Consider the following 20,722-nt stretch of genomic DNA (forward strand, 5'->3'; position numbering starts at 1 on the left):
GCTACTGCGACGCTCCGATCGCCGGCACGGCCGGCCGCGCATCGCTCGCTGGCGAAGGCGTCGCGTTTTGTTGATCGAAGTCGCGCTTCTCGCGAATCGCGTTATACGCGAGCGTGCCGATCACGAGCAACACCACGACGACGATAAACGCGCCGACGCCGAATGTCGGATTCTTCTTCTTGGGCGCGCCGTTGCGGGTGCTGTCCGGGCGGCGGTCGTTGCGGTCATCGGTCATGGCGGATGTTGCGTCTCCTGGCGCGTTTCGTCATCAACCCGTGATAGTACCCGCACTGGTTTTCAGTTGCGTTGCGCCGACCGTTCCTCGATCTGCCGCATGTCCACGCGCGCCGTTTCGGAAGACGGCCAAGCACCGCGAAATTCTTTGCTGCACGGTCCCGCTTGAGGGGCACCGCGTCACCGGCCATACTTCCTTCGATTCCATGCGCGTCTGATTCCGGCCGGGGCAGTAAGGGCTAGACCGGAATACCTAGTGACTGGACGCGTTACGCCGCCCTCCACGGGCGGCTTTTTTTTGGCGAATCGATCATGCCGCGCCTTCCACAGGCAGGCGCTTGGTGCGGACCGAAGTGGCATGGCGCGGGCAAGCGCCAACCGCCATCTGAAAACAAGTCACGCCTCAGGATTCGAGCGTGGGACGCACCGGCAATGCGGTCGAATACTTGATCTGCTCCATCGCGAAGCTCGAACTGACATCGTAGAGCGGCACGGCGCGAATGAGCTGCTTATAGACGCGGTCGTAATCGTCGATATCGGATACCACCACGCGCAGCAGATAGTCCGTCTCGCCACTCATCCGATACACCTCCACGACCTCCGGAATGTCGCGCACGGCGCGCGTGAAGTCCTCGGCCCAGATCTGCGTGTGCTGATTCGTGCGTACCGCGACAAACACCGTGGTGCCGACACCCAGCTTCTTCGGATCGCATAGCGCCACCTGTGCGCGGATCACGCCGGTTTCCTTCAAGCGCTGCACGCGCTTCCAGCACGGTGTCTGCGAAAGATTCACGCGCTGCGCAAGCTCGGCGATAGGCATCGTCACGTCGGTCTGCAGCAATTCCAGCAGCTTGCGATCGATAAGGTCCATTCCCACAGCGCACCCCCGATAGGAAATTATTCTATTTTTGGTTCTTCGAGCGGAATTATATGGAAACTAATTCTGGGCGCAAGCCGGTATAAATGTTGTTCGCGAAACACAACGAAAACCGGTGCCGTCATCATGAAATTCGAAGCGTTCAGCCGCCTTTCGCGGCCTCGGGATCAAGCGCCGGCGTCGCCACGCGGCGGTTCGGCGCTAAACCGGCTCTGCGATGAAATCGATGCCGCCTTCCATTCCGCCGATGCCTTGTCGTTCGGATCGCGCGTGCGTGCGGCTCTGCGGCGCGCTTCGTCCGATACGAGCCTGCTGCGTCTCGATCAGCGTGAGAGCGGCGCGCGCGGCTATCGCCGTCATCTGCTGGCGGCCGATCCGCTTGACCGCTACGCCATCGCCGCGCTCGTCTGGGAGCCGGGACAGGCGAGTCCGGTGCACGGTCATCGAACGTGGTGCGGCTATGCGGTGATCGACGGGACGCTTGAAGAGACGCTTTATCGCTGGGACGCGCCTTCGGCATCAGCCATCGAAACGCGGCGTCACGCGCGCGATGCCGGCGACGTCTCCTTCGTGCAGGCGGGCCGAGGCGCCATTCACCGCTTGGGAAATCCCGCCGATGCCACCGCGCGCGCGATCTCGCTGCATATCTACGGCGTCGCGGGCGACGAGATTGCCACGCACGTGAACGACTTGCTCGCGGCCTGATGACGCGTTTGCCTCAACCTTTGCCCGGCTCCGCCGTGGGAATCTGCGGCGGAATTTGCACGGACTGGTCCGTCGGCGGCGGCGCGGGACGCGGTTCGTGCGAGACATCGCGGGCCTTCGAGGGATCGGCATCCACGAATTCCTCGTCCTCGAGCAGCCGCTCTTCGCCCGTCCAAATGCGCTGCGCGCGGCCATCGGCGTGCGGCTCGAACGCGGCATGCAGGTCGGTGCGGCTCATCTGCACATGCATCCGCGGCACGGGAATCTCGATGCCCGCCTCGTCCATCCGCCGCTTGATGCGCAGATTGAACGCCCGCGCCACACTCCATTGCTGCAGCGGCCGCGTCTTGATCTGCCCTTTCACGACCATCCAGTTCGGATCGAAACGGTCCAGTCCCCAGACCTCCACCGGACCCAGCATCTCGCGCCGGTAGCGTAGATCGTCCATCAGCTCGACTCCGACTTCGCGAATCATTTGCGTGATTTCGTCGACATCCGCCGAAAACGGCATGCGCACTTCGAACACGGCGTAGGCGAAGTCGCGCGACAGGTTCTTCACCGTCTTGATCTGCGAGAAGGGAATCGCGTGGATTGCGCCCTGGCCGTCGCGCAGGCGCACGGTGCGGATCGTCAGACTTTCGACGATACCCGCGTGGCCGCCTTCCACCTCGATCGAATCGCCGACGGAAATGGTGTCCTCGATGATGATAAAAAGCCCCGTGATCAGATCCGCGACCAGCGATTGCGCGCCGAAGCCGACCGCGAGCCCGATCACGCCCGCGCCCGCCAGCAAGGGCGTGACGTTCAGGCCGAGATTGGCCGCGGTGACGATGCCCGCGATCATCAGCAGCACGACGAACACGACGTTGCGCACGAGCGGCAGCATGGTGCGCGCGCGCATGCTCGGGCCGCGCGTGCCGCGCCGCGTGGAATCGGGCCGCAACGTCTCCTGGATGGCGGTATCGATCAGGATCCACACCAGCCAGACTATGAAAAACGTCAGCACGATCATGGCGAACGCGCGCGTGATGCCGCGTGCCGCGACGCTCTCCTCGGCCATGTGCGCGAGCGAAAAACCCCAGAAGCGCGACGACAGTTCGAGGAATACGAGCCACACGCCGGTCACGATCATCGTGCCGGCGAACTTCACGAGCCGCCGCACGTAAGCCGACTGGCGGCGCGGCTTCTGCGACTTCGGCCGCGTGATGCGGATCACGATCGCCGACAGGAAGAACGCGACGACGAGCAGTCCGGCGGTCGCAATCGCCATCTGCAACACGTTCTCTGATGTACCGATGCCCGCGAGCGTCGCCACCACCGACGCCGACGCCAGCAGCAGCAACGGCACCTGCCACAACGAAGCGACCACTTCGAAGGTCTCGGTCGCGGCCTTGCGCGTGTTGCGCTGCTCGTAGGTGCGGCTGCGGATCAGATGCGCGACCGGCCGCTGGAACGCCAGCGCGAAATACGCGGTAAGCGCCGCCGCGCCCATGTTTGCGAAGGTCGAGATCAGGGCGGACAGATTGGTGCCGAGTTGCTGCGCGACGTCGTAGTTGGCGGCCGCGTCGCCGAGCGCACCGAACGTGCCGATCAGGAACAGGAGCCGCCGCGCGCGGATGATCAGCACGTTCACCGCCACACGCCGGTGTGCCGAGCCGAACAGCGAAAACATGATGAGGCAGATCGCCGAGAACACCGCGCCCGCCACGATGGCGTAGGCCGTGACCATCGCGAGCGTGCGGCCGAGCGAAAGCGGCATCATGCGCACGAAGGCCAGCGCGACGAGAAACGCGAACAAATAAGGCGCGACGCGCCGCAGCGCGAAGAGCAGCAATTCGCGCGTGGTCGGGTTGGAATGCAGTCCGGCCTGGATGCCGTAACGCGCGTGGACCTGCCGCTGCACATAGACGAGGACGAACGCGCACGCGCCCCAGCCGACGAGCATCGCGAAGTAATTGAAAAGCGTGCGGCCAAACGGCTCGCGGCTCTGACTCGTGACGATGGTGAAGAGTTCGTTGCCGGCCGCGTTGAAGCGCCCGCCCCAGTACGCGATCGGCGTTTTGCCGCGCTTCACGTCGGCTTCGATGTTCGTGAGCGCCGATGCTATCGCGCCCAGCAAGCCCGCGTTCTGCACCATGCTCGCCACGACCGACGATGCCGTCGACGGCGTGGCCGCGGGCGCGCTTGCGCCTGACGCAGCGGCTGAATCGACCGCGACCGCGCCCGGTGCCGCGCCAGCCGTCTCGGCCGCGCGCTTGGCTTCGCGCAGTTTCTTCAATTGCGCGACGAGCGCGCCGCGTTGACGATCGCTGTCGAGCGTCGAGATGACCGTATCGAGCGAGCGCACCATGTCGGCATCCGATACGGCCGGGTCTGTCACGCCGGAAGCCGCATCGGGAGCGGATGCGGGTGCGGCGGGCTTGATCAGTTCCTCGAACGAAGGCAGCGTGAGCGCCGGAGCCGCGAACGCGGCGGGCGAGAAAAGCGCAAGCGCGGCCATCCAAAATATCGCGACGATCGCCAGCGCGCCGTCATGCGCGAGCTTGCGTGACTTCATAACTGTCTCGATTTCCGAAAGACCGCCAGTTTAGCGGCTGCGGTGAAGGCATCGGCCGAATCGGACGTAACGGAATGTTAAGTCGACGCCGGCTGCTTACTTGTCCATTTCCGTGCGGGCGCCGCTCGTGTCGGTGGTCGGGCTCGCGCCCGAAGTGCCCGACGTACCCGCGTTACCCGACGTGCCCGATGCGCTTCCATCCTTCGACCAGTCCTGCAACTTGCGGCCCGCGTTCTGCAAACCGGCGCCCGTCGCGCTGGCCGCGTCGGTGATGGCGGCGTTAGTCGCGCTCGCCGCGTTCTGCAGATTCGCACGCGCCGTCGCCGCGACGCTGCTCGCGGAGATATCGGGCATCGAGCCGGCGTTGTCGATGTTCTGCTGAGCTGTCTGTTTGGCGGAATCGACCTTCTGGTCGACGTAACTCGCCGCCTGATCGAACTTTTGCTGGGTCTGGCTCGCGAGGTTGTTGAGCGCGCCCGCCGCCTGTCCTGCCGATGCATCGTGCTTTTCGCACGCGGCAAGTACACCGAGCGCGGCGAGCGCGATCCCGATTCGGGTCATGGGCGAAGTCTGCATGGTCGTTCCTTCCAGATGTGGTGCCTGAGTGCTGCATGAATCTCGATGCGAAGTCCGCACGCCTGAGCGCGATTTGTTCCTCTTGGAAGTGGCGCTCATCATACGCTGACCCTGGATGGCAACGTTTTGAGCGCATTTTGCCTAAGCGCGAAAGCTCGAATTGGCACTTGGATAAGAAGCGTTTTGTAAAGCTTGCATCACGAGGGAACCTTGGAAAACCCTTACCGGCTCTTCTCGGCTTTGCCTAACTTTTGAACACCCTCTAACTCCCCGCGAATGTAATAGAGTTTTCCCTCTACATTTAGGACACTTCTGGTTTTGAGAGGCATGGGACTCGCATATATTCGCCGCCAGTCCACATCTCTTCGCGCCAACGTTGCCCCCATGCTTTATATGAATTTCGTCGTGGCCCTCTTCGCCGGGGTCCTGCTTTTCGAGCCTTTCACCCGTCCTCCTGTCTCCCGCTTTACCACGCACCAGATGCGCCGCAGTCTGGCCAAGCGCGCCTACTACCAAGCGGCGGCGGCATTCTTCGCGGCGCTTTTGATCGCCACCAGTCAGCCAGCGCCCGAACGCATTTCGCCGGTATTCGTTTTGAGCGTCGCGTTGCTTTTGTTACTTGCGAGCGTGTACTGGATCATGCGCGGCAAGCGCCTGCTTCGGCAGCGCCGTGTGTTCAACGAATTCGATTGAATCGACTCACCGGGCGGCGCATCGCGCGCCGCTATCGGTCCACGCGCCCGGCCTTCGGGCGCGCGCCTCGCCCTCTTCCAGCGTCTCCGCAACCCTTCGCGCCGAAGCAAACTTGCTTCCAGTCCGACGCCATTTCTGCTTTCAGCGTATATTCAGTGCGTTTGTTACCGCAAACATAGGGCGAAAAAAAAGGCGCTATGTTTCCATAGCGCCTTAAAAGTTCTAGCCATTCCGAGGGCCGTGCTAGAACCTGAGAGCCGGTCATTCAAGCGGGGAGCGGAAAGCAACTGTGCACGTCGCCCCACCAGTTTCGAAATTCGGTTCCATTTTTTATGGGATTGCTGCCCAAGTCAAGCAAAATCTCCGGCGCAGAACTTCTGCCCAAGGTAATCTTTGCAAACCCCTATCAAGAGAAATGTTTCATTCCGTCTGCTGCTTATCGATGAGAGGCTTGCACCGCTTGCAAGTTTAAGTGGCATCCGGGTTATTTAGCGTCAGTCCGCATCCGAAACTACGTTTCAGAAAATAAGAATGCACACATTAAAAAGCCGGCTACCAGACCGGGAAAAACCGAGAGAAAGAGAGGGCGAAGAAGTCACGGCGCTTGCGCGCGGTCTGGACGTTCTACGCCGTATCGCTGCCGCCGATGCCCCTGTCAGCAACCGAGAGCTGACCGAATGGACCGGCATTCCCAAACCTACCGTGTCGCGTATCACAGCAACGCTCGTCGGCGCAGGCCTGCTGCTGCGGCTGCCCGACAGCGAGCGTTTCGTGCTGACCGCCTCGGTTCTGGAATTCAGCAACGGATTCTTACGCAATTTCGATATTCGTGCTCGGGCGCGCCCCTACCTCATCGCGCTCGCCGAGGAAACCAGCCTGTCGGTGCATCTGGCGGTTCGGGACCGGTTGGAAATGGTCGTTATCGATGCCATCCGTCCGCGTTCGGCCGTGCTCGTCTCACGTCTCGAAGTGGGCGGAAGGATGGACCTCACCCGTACCGCCGTGGGGCGCGCGTACTTGTCCGTGCTGTCGCAGGCGGATCGCGAAACGCTCATCGGTAGTCTGCAGATCGCATCCGGCGACGACTGGCCGCTCATCGCGATGGGACTTCGGCACGGTATCGAAGACACGCATCGCAATGGCTTCGCGGTTTCGATCGGCGAATGGCATCTGGGGCTCAACGCGGTCGCGGCGGGCTTCATCGGTCCGTCGGAGGAGCGTTACTCCGTGAACTGCGGCGGCGCGGCGCATCAGTGTCCCGAAGAGACGCTCATCGAAATAGTCGCGCCCGCGCTGCTGCGCTGCGTGAGCCAAATCGCGCACGAGATCGGCGGCACGTCCGGCGCCGCATCGGCGGCCATCGCGATGGCTGCCTCTACGGACTTGCGCGCCACCGAGTAGACTTGACACCCCTGACGTATTGGCCGGCCGACCCATCGACGGGTTCGGCCGGCCTGCGCTCGCATCGTGCGAAAGCCATGTCAGGCCGCGTGTAACACTCGTAATCAGCCGAAAGAAAGGTAGGTGGACGGGCCTCGATGCGGGACGTAGCATCATGCTTCGCACGACCGCGCGGCGTTGGTGCGGCTTGTATGCGTCGTGTCTCTTCGTTGCGGTTTCGTCATGCGCGGCAGCGCTTCGAACGCGTCGCGAAAAAGCTTCATGTGCTCATCGCCCGCTTTCAGGTCCTGGCCTCGATGCGGCTTGCAGATTGCGCTGTCCTGCCTGGCGTTCGCGCGCCGCCTTGGGCGCTCCAACGAATCACTTGAAATACCAGCCACAGAACCGATGGACGACCAAAAGAATTCTCCCGGACAACCGCAGAAACCGTCCAACTCGCCTGATCGACCTGCCACGACCACGCTCGGGGAACGCCCGCCAAGGCGGCGCAAGCTCGTCCCGCTCGTGATCGCTTTGCTGATTGTCGCGGGAGCCGTCGCCTGGTGGCATCCGTGGAGCCGCAACAGTGCCTCGGGTCAACCACAGGATGCACGTCAGGGCGGCGGCCGTCGCGGCGGCGGCGCGAACGCGATGAATCAGCCGCAGCCCGTGCATGTCGCGACCGTCGCGCAAGGCGAGATGCCGGTGGTCATCAATTCGCTCGGCACGGTCACGCCGCTTGCCAACGTCACGGTCAAGACGCAGCTCAATGGCACGCTGATGGACGTCGCCTTCAAGGAAGGCCAGATGGTCAAGAAGGGCGACGTGCTCGCGCAGATCGACCCGCGTCCTTATGAGATTTCGCTGCGTAACGCCGAAGGCACGCTGGCGCGGGATCAGGCGCTGTTGCAGACCGCGAGGCTCGACTTGCAGCGTTATCAGACGCTGCTCTCGCAAGACTCCATCGCCAAGCAACAGGTCGACACTCAAGGCTCGCTCGTCAAGCAGTATGAAGGCGCGGTCAAGTCGGACATGGCCAACGTCGATACCTACAAGCTCGATCTCACCTACGCGCGCATCACGGCGCCCGTGTCGGGACGCGTCGGCCTGCGTCAGGTCGATCCCGGCAATTACGTGACGACGGGCGACACCAACGGCGTCGTGGTCATCACGCAATTGCAGCCGATCAGCGTGATCTTCACCACCTCGGAAGACAACCTTGCCGCCATCCTGAAGCCGCTGCATGCGGGCACGAAGATGTCGGTGACGGCATATGACCGCGCCAATACGGTTGCGCTCGAATCGGGCTATCTGGAAACCCTCGACAACCAGATCGACACCACCACCGGCACCGTCAAGCTGCGCGCGACCTTCGACAACAAAGGACTCGGGCTCTTTCCGAACCAGTTCGTGAACACAAAGCTGCTCGTCGATGTCATCAAGGACGCGCTTATCGTTCCGACTTCGGCGGTGCTGAATGGCTCGTCGGGATCGTTCGTGTATGTCGTCAAGCCGGACAATACGGTGACGGTGCGCAACGTGAAAACCGGTCCCGTCGATGGCGAGCGCACCAGCATCAAAACCGGTCTGCAGGCCGGCGAGCGCGTGGTGATCGACGGCTCCGACCGGCTCAAGGAAGGCGCGAAGATCACGATTCCGGCGGACAAGGCCAAGGGTGCTTCGGGCGCATCCGGCGCTTCAGGTGCATCGGCGGCGGCTGCCGCGTCGGCAGCTTCGGGTGCGCGGCATGGCGGGCATCGTCGTCAGCAACCGCAGCAGTGACAGTTAAGCCAAGAGCAACCAGAGCCGCATGAATCCATCTCGCCTTTTTATCCTGCGTCCGGTCGGCACGGCGCTTCTGATGGCGGCGATCATGCTGGTCGGCCTCGTCGCGCTACGTTTTCTGCCGCTGTCCGCGCTGCCCGCGGTCGACTATCCGACCATCCAGGTGCAGACGTTTTACCCCGGCGCGTCGCCGGATGTGATGACCTCCAGCGTCACCGCGCCGCTCGAAAAGCAGTTCGGGCAGATGGCGAGCCTGAACCAGATGTCGTCGCAGAGTTCGGCGGGCGCGTCGGTCATTACCTTGCAGTTCAGTCTGGATTTGCCGCTCGATATCGCCGAGCAGGAAGTTCAGGCCGCCATCAACGCGGCGGGTAATCTGCTGCCGTCCGACCTGCCCGCCCCGCCGATCTACGCGAAAGTGAACCCCGCCGACGCGCCGATCATCACGCTCGCGATCAGTTCCAAGACACTGCCGCTCACCAAGGTCCAGGATCTCGCCGACACGCGCCTCGCGCAGAAGATTTCGCAAGTCGCGGGCGTGGGTCTCGTGTCGATCAGCGGCGGCAACCGCCCCGCCGTGCGCATTCAGGCGAACACACGCGCGCTGGCCTCGTACGGGCTGAATATCGACGACTTGCGCACGACTATCGCCAACCTCAACGTCAATACGCCGAAGGGCAATTTCGACGGCCCGTCGCGCAACTACACCATCAACGCGAACGACCAGTTGACCGATGCAAGCGCGTACCAAAGCGCGGTGGTCGCATACAAGAACGGCCGGCCGGTCATGCTCACCGATGTCGCCACGGTCGTCGAAGGTCCGGAGAATACCAAGCTCGGCGCGTGGGTCGACGCGACGCCCGCCATCATCCTCAACGTGCAGCGTCAGCCGGGCGCGAACGTCATTCAAGTGGTGGACGGCATCAAGAAGCTGCTGCCAGGCTTGCAGCAATCGCTGCCGGCGGCGCTGGACGTGCGCATCGTCACGGACCGCACCACCACCATCCGCGCGTCGGTGCGCGACGTGCAGTTCGAACTCGCGCTCTCTGTCGTGCTGGTCGTGCTGGTAATTTATCTGTTTCTCGCCAACGTCTACGCCACCATCATCCCGAGTCTTTCCGTGCCGCTGTCGTTGGTCGGCACGCTCGCGATCATGTACCTGTGCGGCTTTTCACTCGACAATCTTTCGCTGATGGCGCTGACCATCGCGACAGGCTTCGTCGTCGACGACGCCATCGTCATGATCGAAAACATCGCGCGCTATGTCGAGGAAGGCGACCCGCCGCTCGAAGCAGCGTTGAAAGGCTCGAAGCAGATCGGCTTCACCATCATTTCGCTGACGGTTTCGCTGATCGCGGTGCTTATCCCGCTGCTCTTCATGGGCGATGTGGTTGGCCGTCTGTTCCACGAGTTCGCGATCACGCTCGCCGTGACCATCGTGATCTCGGCTATCGTCTCGCTCACGCTCGTGCCGATGATGTGCGCAAAACTCCTGCGCCACACGCCGCCCAAAGACAGCAAGCGCTTCGAGGCGCGCGCCCACAAGTTCATCGACTACGTGATCGGCCGCTACGCCGTCGCGCTCGAATGGGTGCTGGAGCGGCAAGCCGCGACGCTCGTCGTCGCCCTGCTGACGCTCGTTTTGACCGCCGTGCTGTACATCTTCATTCCGAAGGGCTTCTTTCCCACGCAGGACACCGGCGTGATCCAGGCGATCACGCAAGCGCCGCAGGCCGCGTCGTATCAGGCCGTGGCCGAGCAGCAGCAGGCGCTCGCGCAAAAGATTCTGCAGAACCCGGATGTCGAAAGCCTGACTTCGTTCATCGGCGTGGACGGCACCAACATCACGCTGAACAGCGGGCGCATGCTCATCAACCTGAAGCCGCGCGACGACCGCAGCAACACGTCGAGCGACGTGATCCGTTCCATTCAGAGCGACGTCGCGGACATTCCCGGCATCAAGCTGTATATGCAGCCGGTGCAGGACTTGACGATCGATTCCACCGTCAGTCCGACACAATATCAGTTCATGCTGACCGACCCGAACCCGTCCGAGTTCGCGGAATGGGTGCCCAAGCTCGTCGAGCGGCTGCAACATACGTCCATTCTCACGGATGTGGCGACCGACCTGCAGCAGAACGGCCAGTCGGTGTATATCGAGATCGACCGGCCGACGGCGGCGCGCTTCGGCATCACGCCCGCGACGGTGGACAACGCGCTTTACGACGCCTTCGGCCAGCGCATCATTTCGACCATCTTCACGCAGTCGAACCAGTATCGCGTGATCCTTGAATCGGAGCCTTCGGACGCGCACTACAGCGAGATCCTGAACGGCATCTATCTGCCGTCGTCCACTTCGACGACGGGGCAGGTGCCGCTCAACACCATCGCCAAGTTCCACGAGCGCGCAGCGCCTTTGCTCGTCACGCATCTGGGCCAATTCCCGGCGACGACCGTTTCCTTCAACCTGGCCAAGGGCGAATCGCTTGGGGCGGCGGTCAAGGCCATCGAGCAGGCGAAGAACGACATCGGCCTGCCCGCGTCGTTCCAGATTCGCTTTCAGGGCGCGGCGCTCGCGTTCCAGGCTTCGCTTTCGAACGAACTGTTCCTGATCCTCGCGGCCATCGTCACGATGTATATCGTGCTCGGCGTGCTGTACGAGAGCTTCATCCACCCGATCACCATTCTCTCGACGCTGCCGTCCGCAGGCGTTGGCGCGCTGCTTTCGCTGATGGTCACCGGGCACGATCTGGACATCATCGGCATCATCGGCATCGTGCTCTTGATCGGTATCGTGAAGAAGAACGCCATCATGATGATCGACTTCGCGCTCGAAGCCGAGCGCGATCAAGGCAAGTCGCCGCGCGACGCGATCTTCCAGGCGTGTCTGCTGCGCTTTCGCCCGATTCTCATGACGACGATGGCCGCGCTTCTCGGCGCGCTGCCGCTCATGATCGGCTGGGGCGCGGGTTCGGAGCTGCGGCATCCGCTCGGTATCGCGATTGTCGGCGGTCTCATCGTCTCGCAGTTGCTCACGCTCTTCACCACGCCCGTGATCTATCTGGCATTCGATTCGCTCGGCCGCCGGTTGCGCGCGCGCTTCGGCGGCGGCATGCACGAGCCGCGGCCCGCCGCCGACGCGGAGTAAGCCATGAACATGTCGCGCATTTTCATCGACCGGCCCGTTGCGACGACGCTGCTCGCGGTGGGCATTGCGCTCGCCGGCATGTTCGCGTTCGTGAAGCTGCCGGTCGCGCCGCTGCCTCAAGTCGATTTTCCGACCATCTCCGTGCAGGCGCAGTTGCCGGGCGCAAGTCCCGAAACCGTGGCGACGAGCGTGGCGAGTCCGCTCGAACGGCATCTCGGCTCCATCGCCGATGTCAGCGAGATGACTTCGCAAAGCGCGGTCGGCACCACGCGCATCACGCTGCAATTCGGCCTGAACCGCGACATCGACGGCGCCGCGCGCGACGTGCAGGCCGCCATCAACGCCGCGCGCGCCGACTTGCCAACCGCGCTGCGCAGCAACCCGACCTACCACAAGGTGAACCCGGCGGACGCGCCCATCCTGGTGCTCGCGCTCTCCTCGCCTACCCGAACCGCGGGCGCGCTTTACGACTCCGCGGCGACCGTGCTGCAGCAGACGCTTTCTACCGTGCCGGGCGTCGGCGAAGTGGACGTGAGCGGCTCGGCAAACCCGGCCGTGCGCGTGGAGCTCGAACCGGGCGCGCTGTTTCACTACGGCATCGGGCTGGAAGACGTGCGCGCGGCGCTGGCATCGGCGAATGCGAATAGTCCGAAGGGCGCAATCGAATTCAAGGACAACCACGTCCAGCTCTACACCAACGATCAGGCGAGCAAGGCGTCGCAATACAAGGATCTGGTCGTCGCATATCGCAACGGCTCGGCGGTGCATCTTTCGGACGTCGGCGAAGTGGTCGATTCCGTGGAAGACCTGCGCAATCTCGGCCTCATCAACAACAAGCACGCGGTGCTCGTCATTCTGTACCGTCAGCCGGGCGCGAATATCATCGAGACGATCGACCGCGTGAAGGGCATGCTGCCGCAACTGCAAGCCGCCCTTCCCGCCGATGTCCTGATCACCCCGACAGCGGACCGCTCGACCACCATCCGCGCCTCGCTGCACGACACCGAACTCACGCTCGTGATCGCGGTGGCGCTCGTCGTGATGGTCGTGTTCCTGTTCCTGCGCAACTGGCGCGCAACGCTGATTCCAAGCGTCGCCGTGCCGATATCGATCATCGGCACCTTCGCGGCGATGTATTTGCTCGGCTTCTCGCTCGACAATCTCTCGCTGATGGCGCTGACCATCGCGACGGGCTTCGTGGTGGACGACGCCATCGTCGTGCTGGAGAACATCTCGCGGCATGTCGAGAACGGCGTCCCGCGCATGCAGGCCGCGATACTCGGCGCGCGCGAGGTCGGCTTCACGGTGTTGTCCATCAGCATTTCGCTCGTTGCCGTGTTCCTGCCCATCCTGCTGATGGGCGGTATCGTCGGGCGCCTGTTCCGCGAGTTCGCGCTGACCTTGTCGCTGGCGATCGCCGTATCGCTCGTGGTGTCGCTCACCGTCACGCCCATGATGTGCTCGCGTCTGCTTCAAGAGCCGCATCAGAAGAAGAAAGAAGGCCGGCTCGCGCTCTGGCTCGAACGCCAATTCGAGCGCATGCAGCGCGGCTATGCGCGAACGCTTGGCTGGGCGCTCGGGCACCCGCGGCTCATCCTGCTCATTTTGCTCGCGACCATCGGGCTGAACGTCTACCTGTACATCATCGTGCCGAAGGGCTTTTTCCCGCAGCAGGACACGGGGCGTATCGTCGGCGGCATTCAGGCGGACCAGAGCACCTCGTTTCAGGCGATGAAAGGCAAGTTCTCGGAGATGATGCGAATCGTCGAATCGGACCCGGCCGTGGACAGCGTCGCCGGTTTCACGGGCGGGCGCACGACCAATTCCGGCTTCATGTTCATCTCGCTCAAGCCGAAGAGCGAACGCAAGGTGTCGGCGGATCAGGTCATCAACCGTCTGCGCAAGCCGCTTGCCGATGTCGCGGGCGCGCGCACCTTCCTGCAAGCCGTTCAGGATATTCGCGTGGGCGGGCGGCAGTCGAATGCGCAGTATCAATTCACGCTGCTGTCCGACACCACGAGCGACCTTTACACGTGGGCGCCCAAGCTCACAGAAGCGCTGCTCAAGCGCCCCGAACTCACCGACGTGAATTCCGACCAGCAACAAGGCGGTCTCGAAGCGATGGTGACCTTCGACCGCGCCACGGCCGCGCGTCTGAACATCAAGCCAGCGCAGATCGACAACACGCTCTACGACGCCTTCGGCCAGCGCCAGGTCTCGACCATCTACAACCCGCTGTCGCAATACCACGTGGTGATGGAAGTCGCGCCGAAATACTGGCAGGACCCGGAGATGCTCAAGCAGATCTACATCAGCACGTCGGGCGGCACGGCGAGCGGCACGTCATCGACTAATTCGACCACCACTTCCGGCGCCAACTCGACGGCGTCCACCTCGGCGACCGGTTCGACCGGCGCGGGCGGCTCGTCCACCAGCAGTTCCGACACAGCCGCCGCGCTGGCGCTCGCTTCGGTCAAGAATTCGGCGACCAACGCCATCGCGGCGAGCGGCAAGTCGAGTTCGTCGTCAGGCGCGGCGGTTTCCACATCGCAGGAAACGATGGTGCCGCTTTCGGCCATCGCGAAATTCGGGCCGGGCAATACGCCGCTTTCCGTCAATCACCAGAGCCAGTTCGTGGCTTCCACCATCTCGTTCAATCTGCCGCCGGGCAAGTCGCTCTCGGAGGCCACCGCCGCGATCTACGAAACGATGGCGGAAATCGGCGTGCCGCAGACCATCCACGGCAGTTTTCAGGGCACGGCGCAGGCGTTCCAGCAGTCGATGAACGACCAGCCCATCCTGATTCTCGCGGCGCTCGCGGCCGTGTATATCGTGCTCGGCATTCTGTATGAAAGTTATATCCATCCGATCACGATTCTCTCCACGCTGCCGTCGGCGGGCGTCGGCGCGCTGCTTGCGCTGCTGCTGTTCAAGACGGAGTTCAGCATCATCGCGTTGATCGCGGTCATTTTGCTGATTGGCATCGTGAAGAAGAACGCGATCATGATGGTGGACTTCGCTATCGAGGCCACGCGGCACGGCGCCAAGACTTCGCGCGATGCCATCGAGGAAGCGTGTCTCTTGCGCTTTCGCCCGATCATGATGACGACCGCCGCCGCGCTGCTCGGCGCGCTGCCACTCGCGTTCGGAACTGGCGAAGGATCGGAGATGCGCGCGCCGCTTGGCATCGCAATCGTCGGCGGGCTGATCGTAAGTCAAATGCTGACGCTCTATACGACGCCGGTGGTTTACCTGTATATGGACCGCTTCCGCGTGCGCGCAGAGGAACGGCGCGCGCGGCGGCGTGGCAATGCGCGGCCGGCAAGCGCGGTGGAGTGACGCGAGGCCGCGCAAGCACGGATAGCACAAGGCGCCGAAATCGCCTACTTTGATTGTCGAGCCGGCCACCGCAAGGGAGCGAACTCAATGAAGACGATGAAAGTTCTGCTGATCGGCGCGCACGGCCGCACGGGCCGGCTTATCGCGCAAGGTCTTCATGACCACGCCGCGCCTTTTCGGGCGCTGCTTCGCAAATCCGCGCACAAGAGCGAGTTCGCGGCGCTGGGCGCGGAAATCGTGCTCGGCGATCTCGATCAGGATTTCTCGCATGTCTTCGACGACATCACGCACGTAATCTACGCGGCGGGGTCGTCCGAGAGCGAAGGCGTGCACGAGGAACGCGCGATCGATCGCGACGCCGTCATGCGCACCGCCGATTACGCAAAGCGCCGGCGCGTGCGGCAACTCGTCGTCGTAAGCGCGCTGACCGCGTTTCATCCGGAGCGCAATCCGCTTTCCCTGCGTCATTACTCGCGCATGAAACGCGAAGCCGATGCCTACGTCATGCGGCGCGGCGTGCCTTACGCGATCCTGCGTCCTGGCCCGCTATCCGACGAACCCGCGCGCGGCACGATTGCGCTCGCGGACGAGACCACGGTCGAGATGCCCGACGTGTCGCGCGAGGATGTCGCGCGCATTGCGCTGCGTTGCGTGGCGCTTGGCGTGCGGGATCGGGTCATCGGCTTCGTCGGCGGAAACGAACCGCTCGACGCCGTGCTCGATACCTACGCCGCGGTCACCGCGTAATTCGAACGACGCACGTCACACGACTCCCACGAGCCGATATCCCACGCCCGTTTCCGTGACGATATGCTCGGGCTGCGCCGTATCGCGCTCGAGCTTCTGCCGCAGATGCGCCATGTAGATGCGCAGATAATGCGGACTCTCCACATGCGACGGTCCCCACACTTCCTTCAGCAATTGCCGATGCGTCAAGACGCGCCCCGCATGCCGCACGAGCGTGGCAAGCAGGCGATATTCGATCGGCGTCAGATGCACGCTCTCGCCGTTTTTCGTGACGCGCCGCAACGCGAGATCGACGGTGACATCGCCGAAACGCACGGCCGGCGTCTCGCTGCCCGCCGCCTGATTGCGCCGCCGCAAATGCGCGCGAATACGCGCCATCAACTCGGAAACGCCGAACGGCTTGGTGAGATAGTCGTCGGCGCCGGCATCGAGCGCGGCGACCTTTTCCGCTTCCTGCGTGCGGGCCGAGAGCACGATCACCGGCAATTCGGTCCAGCCGCGCAGTTCGCGAATGACGTCGAGGCCATCGGTATCCGGCAGACCCAGATCGACGATCACGAGATCGGGCTTGCGCGTCGCCGCTTCGATCAGACCTTGCTGGCCGGTCTCCGCTTCGTGCACGGTCATGCCCTCGGCTTCCAGGGACACGCGTACGAAGCGGCGAATCTGCTTTTCGTCCTCGATCAGGACGACGGTGACGGACGGCTCGCTCATATCGATGCTGTTCTATTTCTTAGTTTCAGTGAGAATCCGTCACGCGGGAAAGGCTCAAGGCAAAAGAATGGTCGAGCCCGTCGTCTTGCGCGCTTCGAGGTCTTCATGCGCGCGGGGCGCGTCGGCCAGCGAATAACGTTGCCGCACGTTCGTCCTGACCTTCCCCGACGACACGATTTCGAACAGTTCCGCCGCCATGGCATCCAGATCGGCGCGCTTGGCGATATAGCTGAAAAGCGTCGGACGCGTGAAGTAAAGCGAACCGCGCCCGGCGAGTTCGGATGAATCGATAGGCGGCACCGGACCCGACGAATTGCCGAAGCTCACGAAGTATCCAAGCGGCGAGAGGCTGTCGAGCGACGCGATATACGTGTCCTTGCCGATGGAATCGTAGACCACCGGCACGCCCGCGCCGTTGGTGATCTCGCGCACACGCTGCGTGAAGTTGTCGCGCGTGTAGACGATCGCGTGATCGCAGCCATGCGCCTTCGCGATCTCCGCTTTCTCGTCCGAACCGACCGTGCCGATCACCGTCGCGCCGAGCGCCTTCGCCCACTGCACCGCGAGCAGGCCGACGCCGCCCGCCGCCGCGTGGATCAACACCGTTTCGCCCGCCTTCACGCGATAGGTCCGGCGCAGCAGATATTGCGTGGTCAGTCCTTGCAGCATGATCGACGCGGCATCTTCGTAGCTGATCGCATCCGGCAGCTTGACGACGAAATCCGCCGCCATCACGCGTTCCTCGGCATAAGCGCCCGGCGGACGCGACGCATACGCCACGCGATCGCCCGGTTTGAATTGCGTGATGCCCTCGCCCACCGCCGTGACTTCGCCCGCGCCTTCCATGCCGAGCCCGTTGGGCAGCGGCATCGGATAAAGCCCGGTGCGGAAATACACATCGATGAAATTGAGCCCGACCGCGTGATGCTTCACGCGGATTTCACCCTTGCCCGGCTCGCCCACGTTCACGTCGACCCACTTCATGACTTCGGGGCCGCCTGTCTTGTCGAATCGGATTGCCTTGGTCATCGCTTGAATGTCTCCGTCGGTTCAGTTCGCCATGTGTCGAGAATCAAGTGCGCCTTTCGCGCTGATGCGCGCGCTGCGCGGCTGCGTTCAGTACGTGCCCGGATAAGCGCCGCCATCGATCAGCAGATTCTGCCCGGTGATGTAGCCCGCATGCGCGCTGCACAGGAACGCGCAGGCCCGGCCGAACTCGTCCGGCTCGCCGAAGCGTCCAGCGGGCAGCGCGTCCGCGCGACGCTTGCGCGCCTCGTCGATGCTGATGTTCTGCGCCTTTGCCTGCGCTTCGAACGTCACAGCGACGCGGTCGGTGTCGAAGGTGCCGGGCAGCAGATTGTTGATGGTCACGCCCGTGGACGCCACCTTGCGCGCCACACCCGCGACGAAGCCCGTGAGCCCGGAGCGCGCGCCGTTGGAGAGCCCGAGCACATCGATCGGCGCCTTCACCGACGAGCTCGTGATATTGACGATGCGTCCGAAACCGCGCCCAATCATCCCGTCGATGGTCTGCCTGATGAGTTCGATCGGCGTGAGCATGTTGGCTTCGAGCGCCTTGATCCACATGTCGTGCGTGAAATTGCGGAAGTCGCCCGGCGGCGGCCCGCCCGCGTTGTTGACTAGGATGTCCGGCTGCGGACACGCGGCGAGCGCGGCGGCCTGGCCCTCGGGCGTGGCGATGTCGCCGGCCACGGTCTTCACGTCCACGCCATAGGCCGCGCGGATGGCGGCGGCCGTCGCTTCGAGCGTTTCCGCCGTGCGCGCGGTGATGACGAGATTGACGCCCTCGGCTGCGAGCGCCTCGGCGCAACCGCGCCCGAGTCCCTTGCTTGCCGCGCAGACGAGCGCGGTGCGCCCTGCGATTCCCATGTCCATCGTCCATCCTCCAGAGGTTGTCTCGACTGTTTCAGTTCGGAGCGCGTGAGATGACCGTCACGCCTTCCGCGCAATTCTAAGAGAATCGGGGCGGCAACGTCGGGCGGCCCATGCGGCTTGCCGATAAACGCGGCAAATGTTCTTAGGCAACGGCGGGGTTTTCGGTAAACTGTCGCCACTGTCCGCCCGGCGCGCGGCGTGAGCGCAGCGCTCACGCATCGCCCATGACGGCACCCCATCACACGAGCAGCACATCAGCAGGACGCGCGAACGCGCGAGACCCATGAAACAGGACAGCCGTTTTCCCAATCTCTTCATCACCGATCACCCGCTGATCCAGCACAAGCTCACCCACATGCGCGACAAGGACACGTCCACGCGCACGTTTCGCGAACTGCTGCGGGAAATCACCTTGCTGATGGGCTACGAGATCACCCGCAATCTGCCGCTCACGACCAAGCGCGTGGAAACGCCGCTCGTCGAGATCGACGCGCCCGTGATCGCGGGCAAAAAGCTCGCCATCGTGCCGGTGCTGCGCGCGGGCATCGGCATGTCGGACGGGCTGCTCGACCTGATCCCCTCGGCGCGCGTCGGTCATATCGGCGTCTATCGCGCGGAAGATCACCGGCCGGTCGAGTATCTCGTGCGCCTGCCGCCCGACCTGGAAGAGCGCGTCTTCATTCTGTGCGATCCGATGGTCGCGACCGGCTACTCGGCCGTCCACGCCGTCGACGTAATGAAGCGCCGCAACGTGCTGTCCGAGAATATCGTGTTCGTAGCGCTGGTGGCGGCGCCCGAAGGCGTGAAGGTGTTCCAGGACGCGCATCCGGACGTGAAGCTTTACGTCGCCTCGCTGGATTCGCATCTGAACGATCATGCGTATATCGTTCCCGGTCTCGGCGATGCAGGCGACCGGCTGTTCGGGACGAAGAACTGATCGCAACCCGTTTTCGCAGATCAAGTCTCGAGACCGCCGCGCGACATGCGCGGCGGTTTTTTTATTGTGCGATGGCTTTTGCGCGGCGCACTTTCCCCGAATCCGCCTTCGCCCGCTCGTTTTCCCCAATCGACGCAAGCCGCCTGCCAAGCCATCCCAGCATGATAAAATTTCGGTCTGTTCCTAAGCGGATCTTGCCGCGAGCCTGACTGGCTTGCCTTCGGGCCGCGCGCCCGACGCACGAACCCGGCTGCCGTTTAAAAAGACGCAGCAGCGCATCGAACAGACATCTACAGCATCACAGCAAACCAAGGCGCGGCACGACGTCCGCGCGCGATGGAGAAAGGTAATGGCGGGTCACTCGAAATGGGCCAACATCAAGCATAAGAAGGCCGCAGCCGATGCAAAGCGCGGCAAGGTCTGGACGCGCCTCATCAAGGAAATCCAGGTCGCGGCCCGCATGGGCGGCGGCGAAGTCGACTCGAACCCGCGGCTGCGGCTTGCGGTCGACAAGGCGTACGACGCCAACATGCCGAAGGACAACATCAACCGCGCGATCCAGCGCGGCGTCGGCGGCGTCGATGGCGCGAGCTACGAGGAAATCCGCTACGAAGGCTACGGCATCGGCGGCGCGGCGATCATCGTCGACACCATGACCGACAACCGCACCCGCACGGTCGCGGAAGTGCGCCACGCGTTCTCGAAGTTCGGCGGCAACATGGGCACGGACGGCTCGGTATCGTTCATGTTCGACCATGTCGGCCAGTTCCTGTTCGCGCCGGGCACGCCCGAGGACAAGCTGATGGACGCCGCGCTCGAAGCAGGCGCGGACGACGTGGTGACGAACGACGACGGCAGCATCGAAGTGATTAGCCCCGCCAACGACTTTCAGAAGGTGAAGGACGCGCTCGAAGCCGCCGGCTTCAAGGCGGAACTCGCCGAAGTGACCATGAAGCCGCAAAGCGAAGTGGAATTCAGCGGCGACGACGCCCTGAAAATGCAAAAACTGCTGGACGCTCTCGAAAATCTCGACGACGTGCAGGAAGTCTATACAAACGCCGCCATCAACGACGAATAAGCGCCGCCGTTGCGCCCGTCCGCCGCGCTCGGCGGGCCGCGATGCTGGAACGGCTT

The 20,722-nt window shown here is 63.3% G+C and carries 16 protein-coding genes; 9 read left to right on the plus strand and 7 right to left on the minus strand.

The annotated features are described in order from the left end of the window. Position 1: 1 nt before the first annotated feature. On the minus strand, positions 2 to 235 hold the full coding sequence (locus ACYQ47_RS30920) for a hypothetical protein (protein ID WP_244827554.1): 234 nt from the start codon (positions 233 to 235) through the stop codon (positions 2 to 4). 402 nt (positions 236 to 637) lie between these two features. Beyond that, positions 638 to 1,105, minus strand: a complete 468-nt coding sequence (locus tag ACYQ47_RS30925) for an Lrp/AsnC family transcriptional regulator (protein WP_244827553.1) — start codon at positions 1,103 to 1,105, stop codon at positions 638 to 640. A 132-nt stretch (positions 1,106 to 1,237) separates the two neighbouring features. Between ACYQ47_RS30925 and ACYQ47_RS30930 the strand changes: the two genes are divergently transcribed. Further along, positions 1,238 to 1,816: a cysteine dioxygenase family protein gene (locus ACYQ47_RS30930; protein WP_459908559.1), complete on the plus strand. Its 579-nt coding sequence runs from the start codon at positions 1,238 to 1,240 to the stop codon at positions 1,814 to 1,816. A 13-nt stretch (positions 1,817 to 1,829) separates the two neighbouring features. Here ACYQ47_RS30930 and ACYQ47_RS30935 read toward each other — a convergent pair whose 3' ends face one another. Then, the gene (locus ACYQ47_RS30935; protein WP_459908561.1) at positions 1,830 to 4,373 is read right to left on the minus strand and encodes a mechanosensitive ion channel family protein; all 2,544 of its coding nucleotides are present in this window, start codon (positions 4,371 to 4,373) and stop codon (positions 1,830 to 1,832) included. Positions 4,374 to 4,469: 96 nt separating this feature from the next. Beyond that, positions 4,470 to 4,949 carry a hypothetical protein gene (locus tag ACYQ47_RS30940; RefSeq protein ID WP_459908563.1) on the minus strand — a complete coding sequence of 160 codons (480 nt, stop codon included), beginning with the start codon at positions 4,947 to 4,949 and terminating at the stop codon, positions 4,470 to 4,472. A gap of 327 nt (positions 4,950 to 5,276) precedes the next feature. On the opposite strand from ACYQ47_RS30940, the gene ACYQ47_RS30945 reads away from it, so the two are divergent. From ACYQ47_RS30945 to ACYQ47_RS30970, 6 genes are all read left to right on the plus strand, one after another. Next, positions 5,277 to 5,642, plus strand: a complete 366-nt coding sequence (locus ACYQ47_RS30945) for a hypothetical protein (protein WP_250492116.1) — start codon at positions 5,277 to 5,279, stop codon at positions 5,640 to 5,642. 531 nt (positions 5,643 to 6,173) lie between these two features. Next, positions 6,174 to 7,043, plus strand: coding sequence for an IclR family transcriptional regulator (locus ACYQ47_RS30950; RefSeq protein WP_250492115.1), 870 nt, complete (start codon positions 6,174 to 6,176; stop codon positions 7,041 to 7,043). Positions 7,044 to 7,430: 387 nt separating this feature from the next. Beyond that, positions 7,431 to 8,804, plus strand: coding sequence for an MdtA/MuxA family multidrug efflux RND transporter periplasmic adaptor subunit (locus tag ACYQ47_RS30955; protein ID WP_250464269.1), 1,374 nt, complete (start codon positions 7,431 to 7,433; stop codon positions 8,802 to 8,804). Between the two features lie 28 nt (positions 8,805 to 8,832). Beyond that, the gene (locus ACYQ47_RS30960; protein ID WP_250464267.1) at positions 8,833 to 11,955 is read left to right on the plus strand and encodes an MdtB/MuxB family multidrug efflux RND transporter permease subunit; all 3,123 of its coding nucleotides are present in this window, start codon (positions 8,833 to 8,835) and stop codon (positions 11,953 to 11,955) included. A gap of 3 nt (positions 11,956 to 11,958) precedes the next feature. Further along, complete coding sequence (locus tag ACYQ47_RS30965; protein ID WP_244827544.1) at positions 11,959 to 15,294, plus strand: efflux RND transporter permease subunit; 3,336 nt, start codon at positions 11,959 to 11,961, stop codon at positions 15,292 to 15,294. Positions 15,295 to 15,381: 87 nt separating this feature from the next. After that, positions 15,382 to 16,041, plus strand: coding sequence for an NAD(P)H-binding protein (locus ACYQ47_RS30970; RefSeq protein WP_244827543.1), 660 nt, complete (start codon positions 15,382 to 15,384; stop codon positions 16,039 to 16,041). Between the two features lie 15 nt (positions 16,042 to 16,056). Here the strand turns inward: ACYQ47_RS30970 and kdpE are convergent, their stop codons facing one another. The 3 genes from kdpE to ACYQ47_RS30985 form a co-directional block, all read right to left on the minus strand. Beyond that, on the minus strand, positions 16,057 to 16,755 hold the full coding sequence (gene kdpE / locus ACYQ47_RS30975) for a two-component system response regulator KdpE (RefSeq protein WP_250464265.1): 699 nt from the start codon (positions 16,753 to 16,755) through the stop codon (positions 16,057 to 16,059). Positions 16,756 to 16,809: 54 nt separating this feature from the next. Continuing rightward, entirely contained in the window at positions 16,810 to 17,784 is a 975-nt protein-coding gene (locus tag ACYQ47_RS30980; protein ID WP_459908568.1) for a quinone oxidoreductase family protein, read from the minus strand. Positions 17,785 to 17,871: 87 nt separating this feature from the next. Continuing rightward, a complete protein-coding gene (locus ACYQ47_RS30985; RefSeq protein ID WP_244827540.1) occupies positions 17,872 to 18,651 on the minus strand; it encodes an SDR family oxidoreductase in 780 nt (259 codons plus the stop codon). Between the two features lie 283 nt (positions 18,652 to 18,934). Between ACYQ47_RS30985 and upp the strand changes: the two genes are divergently transcribed. Further along, positions 18,935 to 19,588: a uracil phosphoribosyltransferase gene (gene upp, locus ACYQ47_RS30990; protein WP_244827539.1), complete on the plus strand. Its 654-nt coding sequence runs from the start codon at positions 18,935 to 18,937 to the stop codon at positions 19,586 to 19,588. 349 nt (positions 19,589 to 19,937) lie between these two features. Beyond that, positions 19,938 to 20,666, plus strand: coding sequence for a YebC/PmpR family DNA-binding transcriptional regulator (locus ACYQ47_RS30995; protein ID WP_244827538.1), 729 nt, complete (start codon positions 19,938 to 19,940; stop codon positions 20,664 to 20,666). Positions 20,667 to 20,722 lie beyond the last annotated feature (56 nt).

Source organism: Caballeronia sp. HLA56 (assembly GCF_054655155.1).

Bases quoted from the DNA above. Each gene is read 5' to 3' on its own strand.
- ACYQ47_RS30930 (WP_459908559.1), top strand. From the start codon at position 1,238: ATGAAATTCGAAGCGTTCAGCCGCCTTTCGCGGCCTCGGGATCAAGCG.
- kdpE (WP_250464265.1), bottom strand. From the start codon at position 16,755: ATGAGCGAGCCGTCCGTCACCGTCGTCCTGATCGAGGACGAAAAGCAG.
- ACYQ47_RS30955 (WP_250464269.1), top strand. From the start codon at position 7,431: ATGGACGACCAAAAGAATTCTCCCGGACAACCGCAGAAACCGTCCAAC.
- ACYQ47_RS30925 (WP_244827553.1), bottom strand. From the start codon at position 1,105: ATGGACCTTATCGATCGCAAGCTGCTGGAATTGCTGCAGACCGACGTG.
- ACYQ47_RS30935 (WP_459908561.1), bottom strand. From the start codon at position 4,373: ATGAAGTCACGCAAGCTCGCGCATGACGGCGCGCTGGCGATCGTCGCG.
- ACYQ47_RS30945 (WP_250492116.1), top strand. From the start codon at position 5,277: ATGGGACTCGCATATATTCGCCGCCAGTCCACATCTCTTCGCGCCAAC.
- ACYQ47_RS30995 (WP_244827538.1), top strand. From the start codon at position 19,938: ATGGCGGGTCACTCGAAATGGGCCAACATCAAGCATAAGAAGGCCGCA.
- ACYQ47_RS30920 (WP_244827554.1), bottom strand. From the start codon at position 235: ATGACCGATGACCGCAACGACCGCCGCCCGGACAGCACCCGCAACGGC.
- upp (WP_244827539.1), top strand. From the start codon at position 18,935: ATGAAACAGGACAGCCGTTTTCCCAATCTCTTCATCACCGATCACCCG.
- ACYQ47_RS30985 (WP_244827540.1), bottom strand. From the start codon at position 18,651: ATGGACATGGGAATCGCAGGGCGCACCGCGCTCGTCTGCGCGGCAAGC.
- ACYQ47_RS30970 (WP_244827543.1), top strand. From the start codon at position 15,382: ATGAAGACGATGAAAGTTCTGCTGATCGGCGCGCACGGCCGCACGGGC.
- ACYQ47_RS30940 (WP_459908563.1), bottom strand. From the start codon at position 4,949: ATGCAGACTTCGCCCATGACCCGAATCGGGATCGCGCTCGCCGCGCTC.
- ACYQ47_RS30950 (WP_250492115.1), top strand. From the start codon at position 6,174: ATGCACACATTAAAAAGCCGGCTACCAGACCGGGAAAAACCGAGAGAA.
- ACYQ47_RS30960 (WP_250464267.1), top strand. From the start codon at position 8,833: ATGAATCCATCTCGCCTTTTTATCCTGCGTCCGGTCGGCACGGCGCTT.
- ACYQ47_RS30980 (WP_459908568.1), bottom strand. From the start codon at position 17,784: ATGACCAAGGCAATCCGATTCGACAAGACAGGCGGCCCCGAAGTCATG.
- ACYQ47_RS30965 (WP_244827544.1), top strand. From the start codon at position 11,959: ATGAACATGTCGCGCATTTTCATCGACCGGCCCGTTGCGACGACGCTG.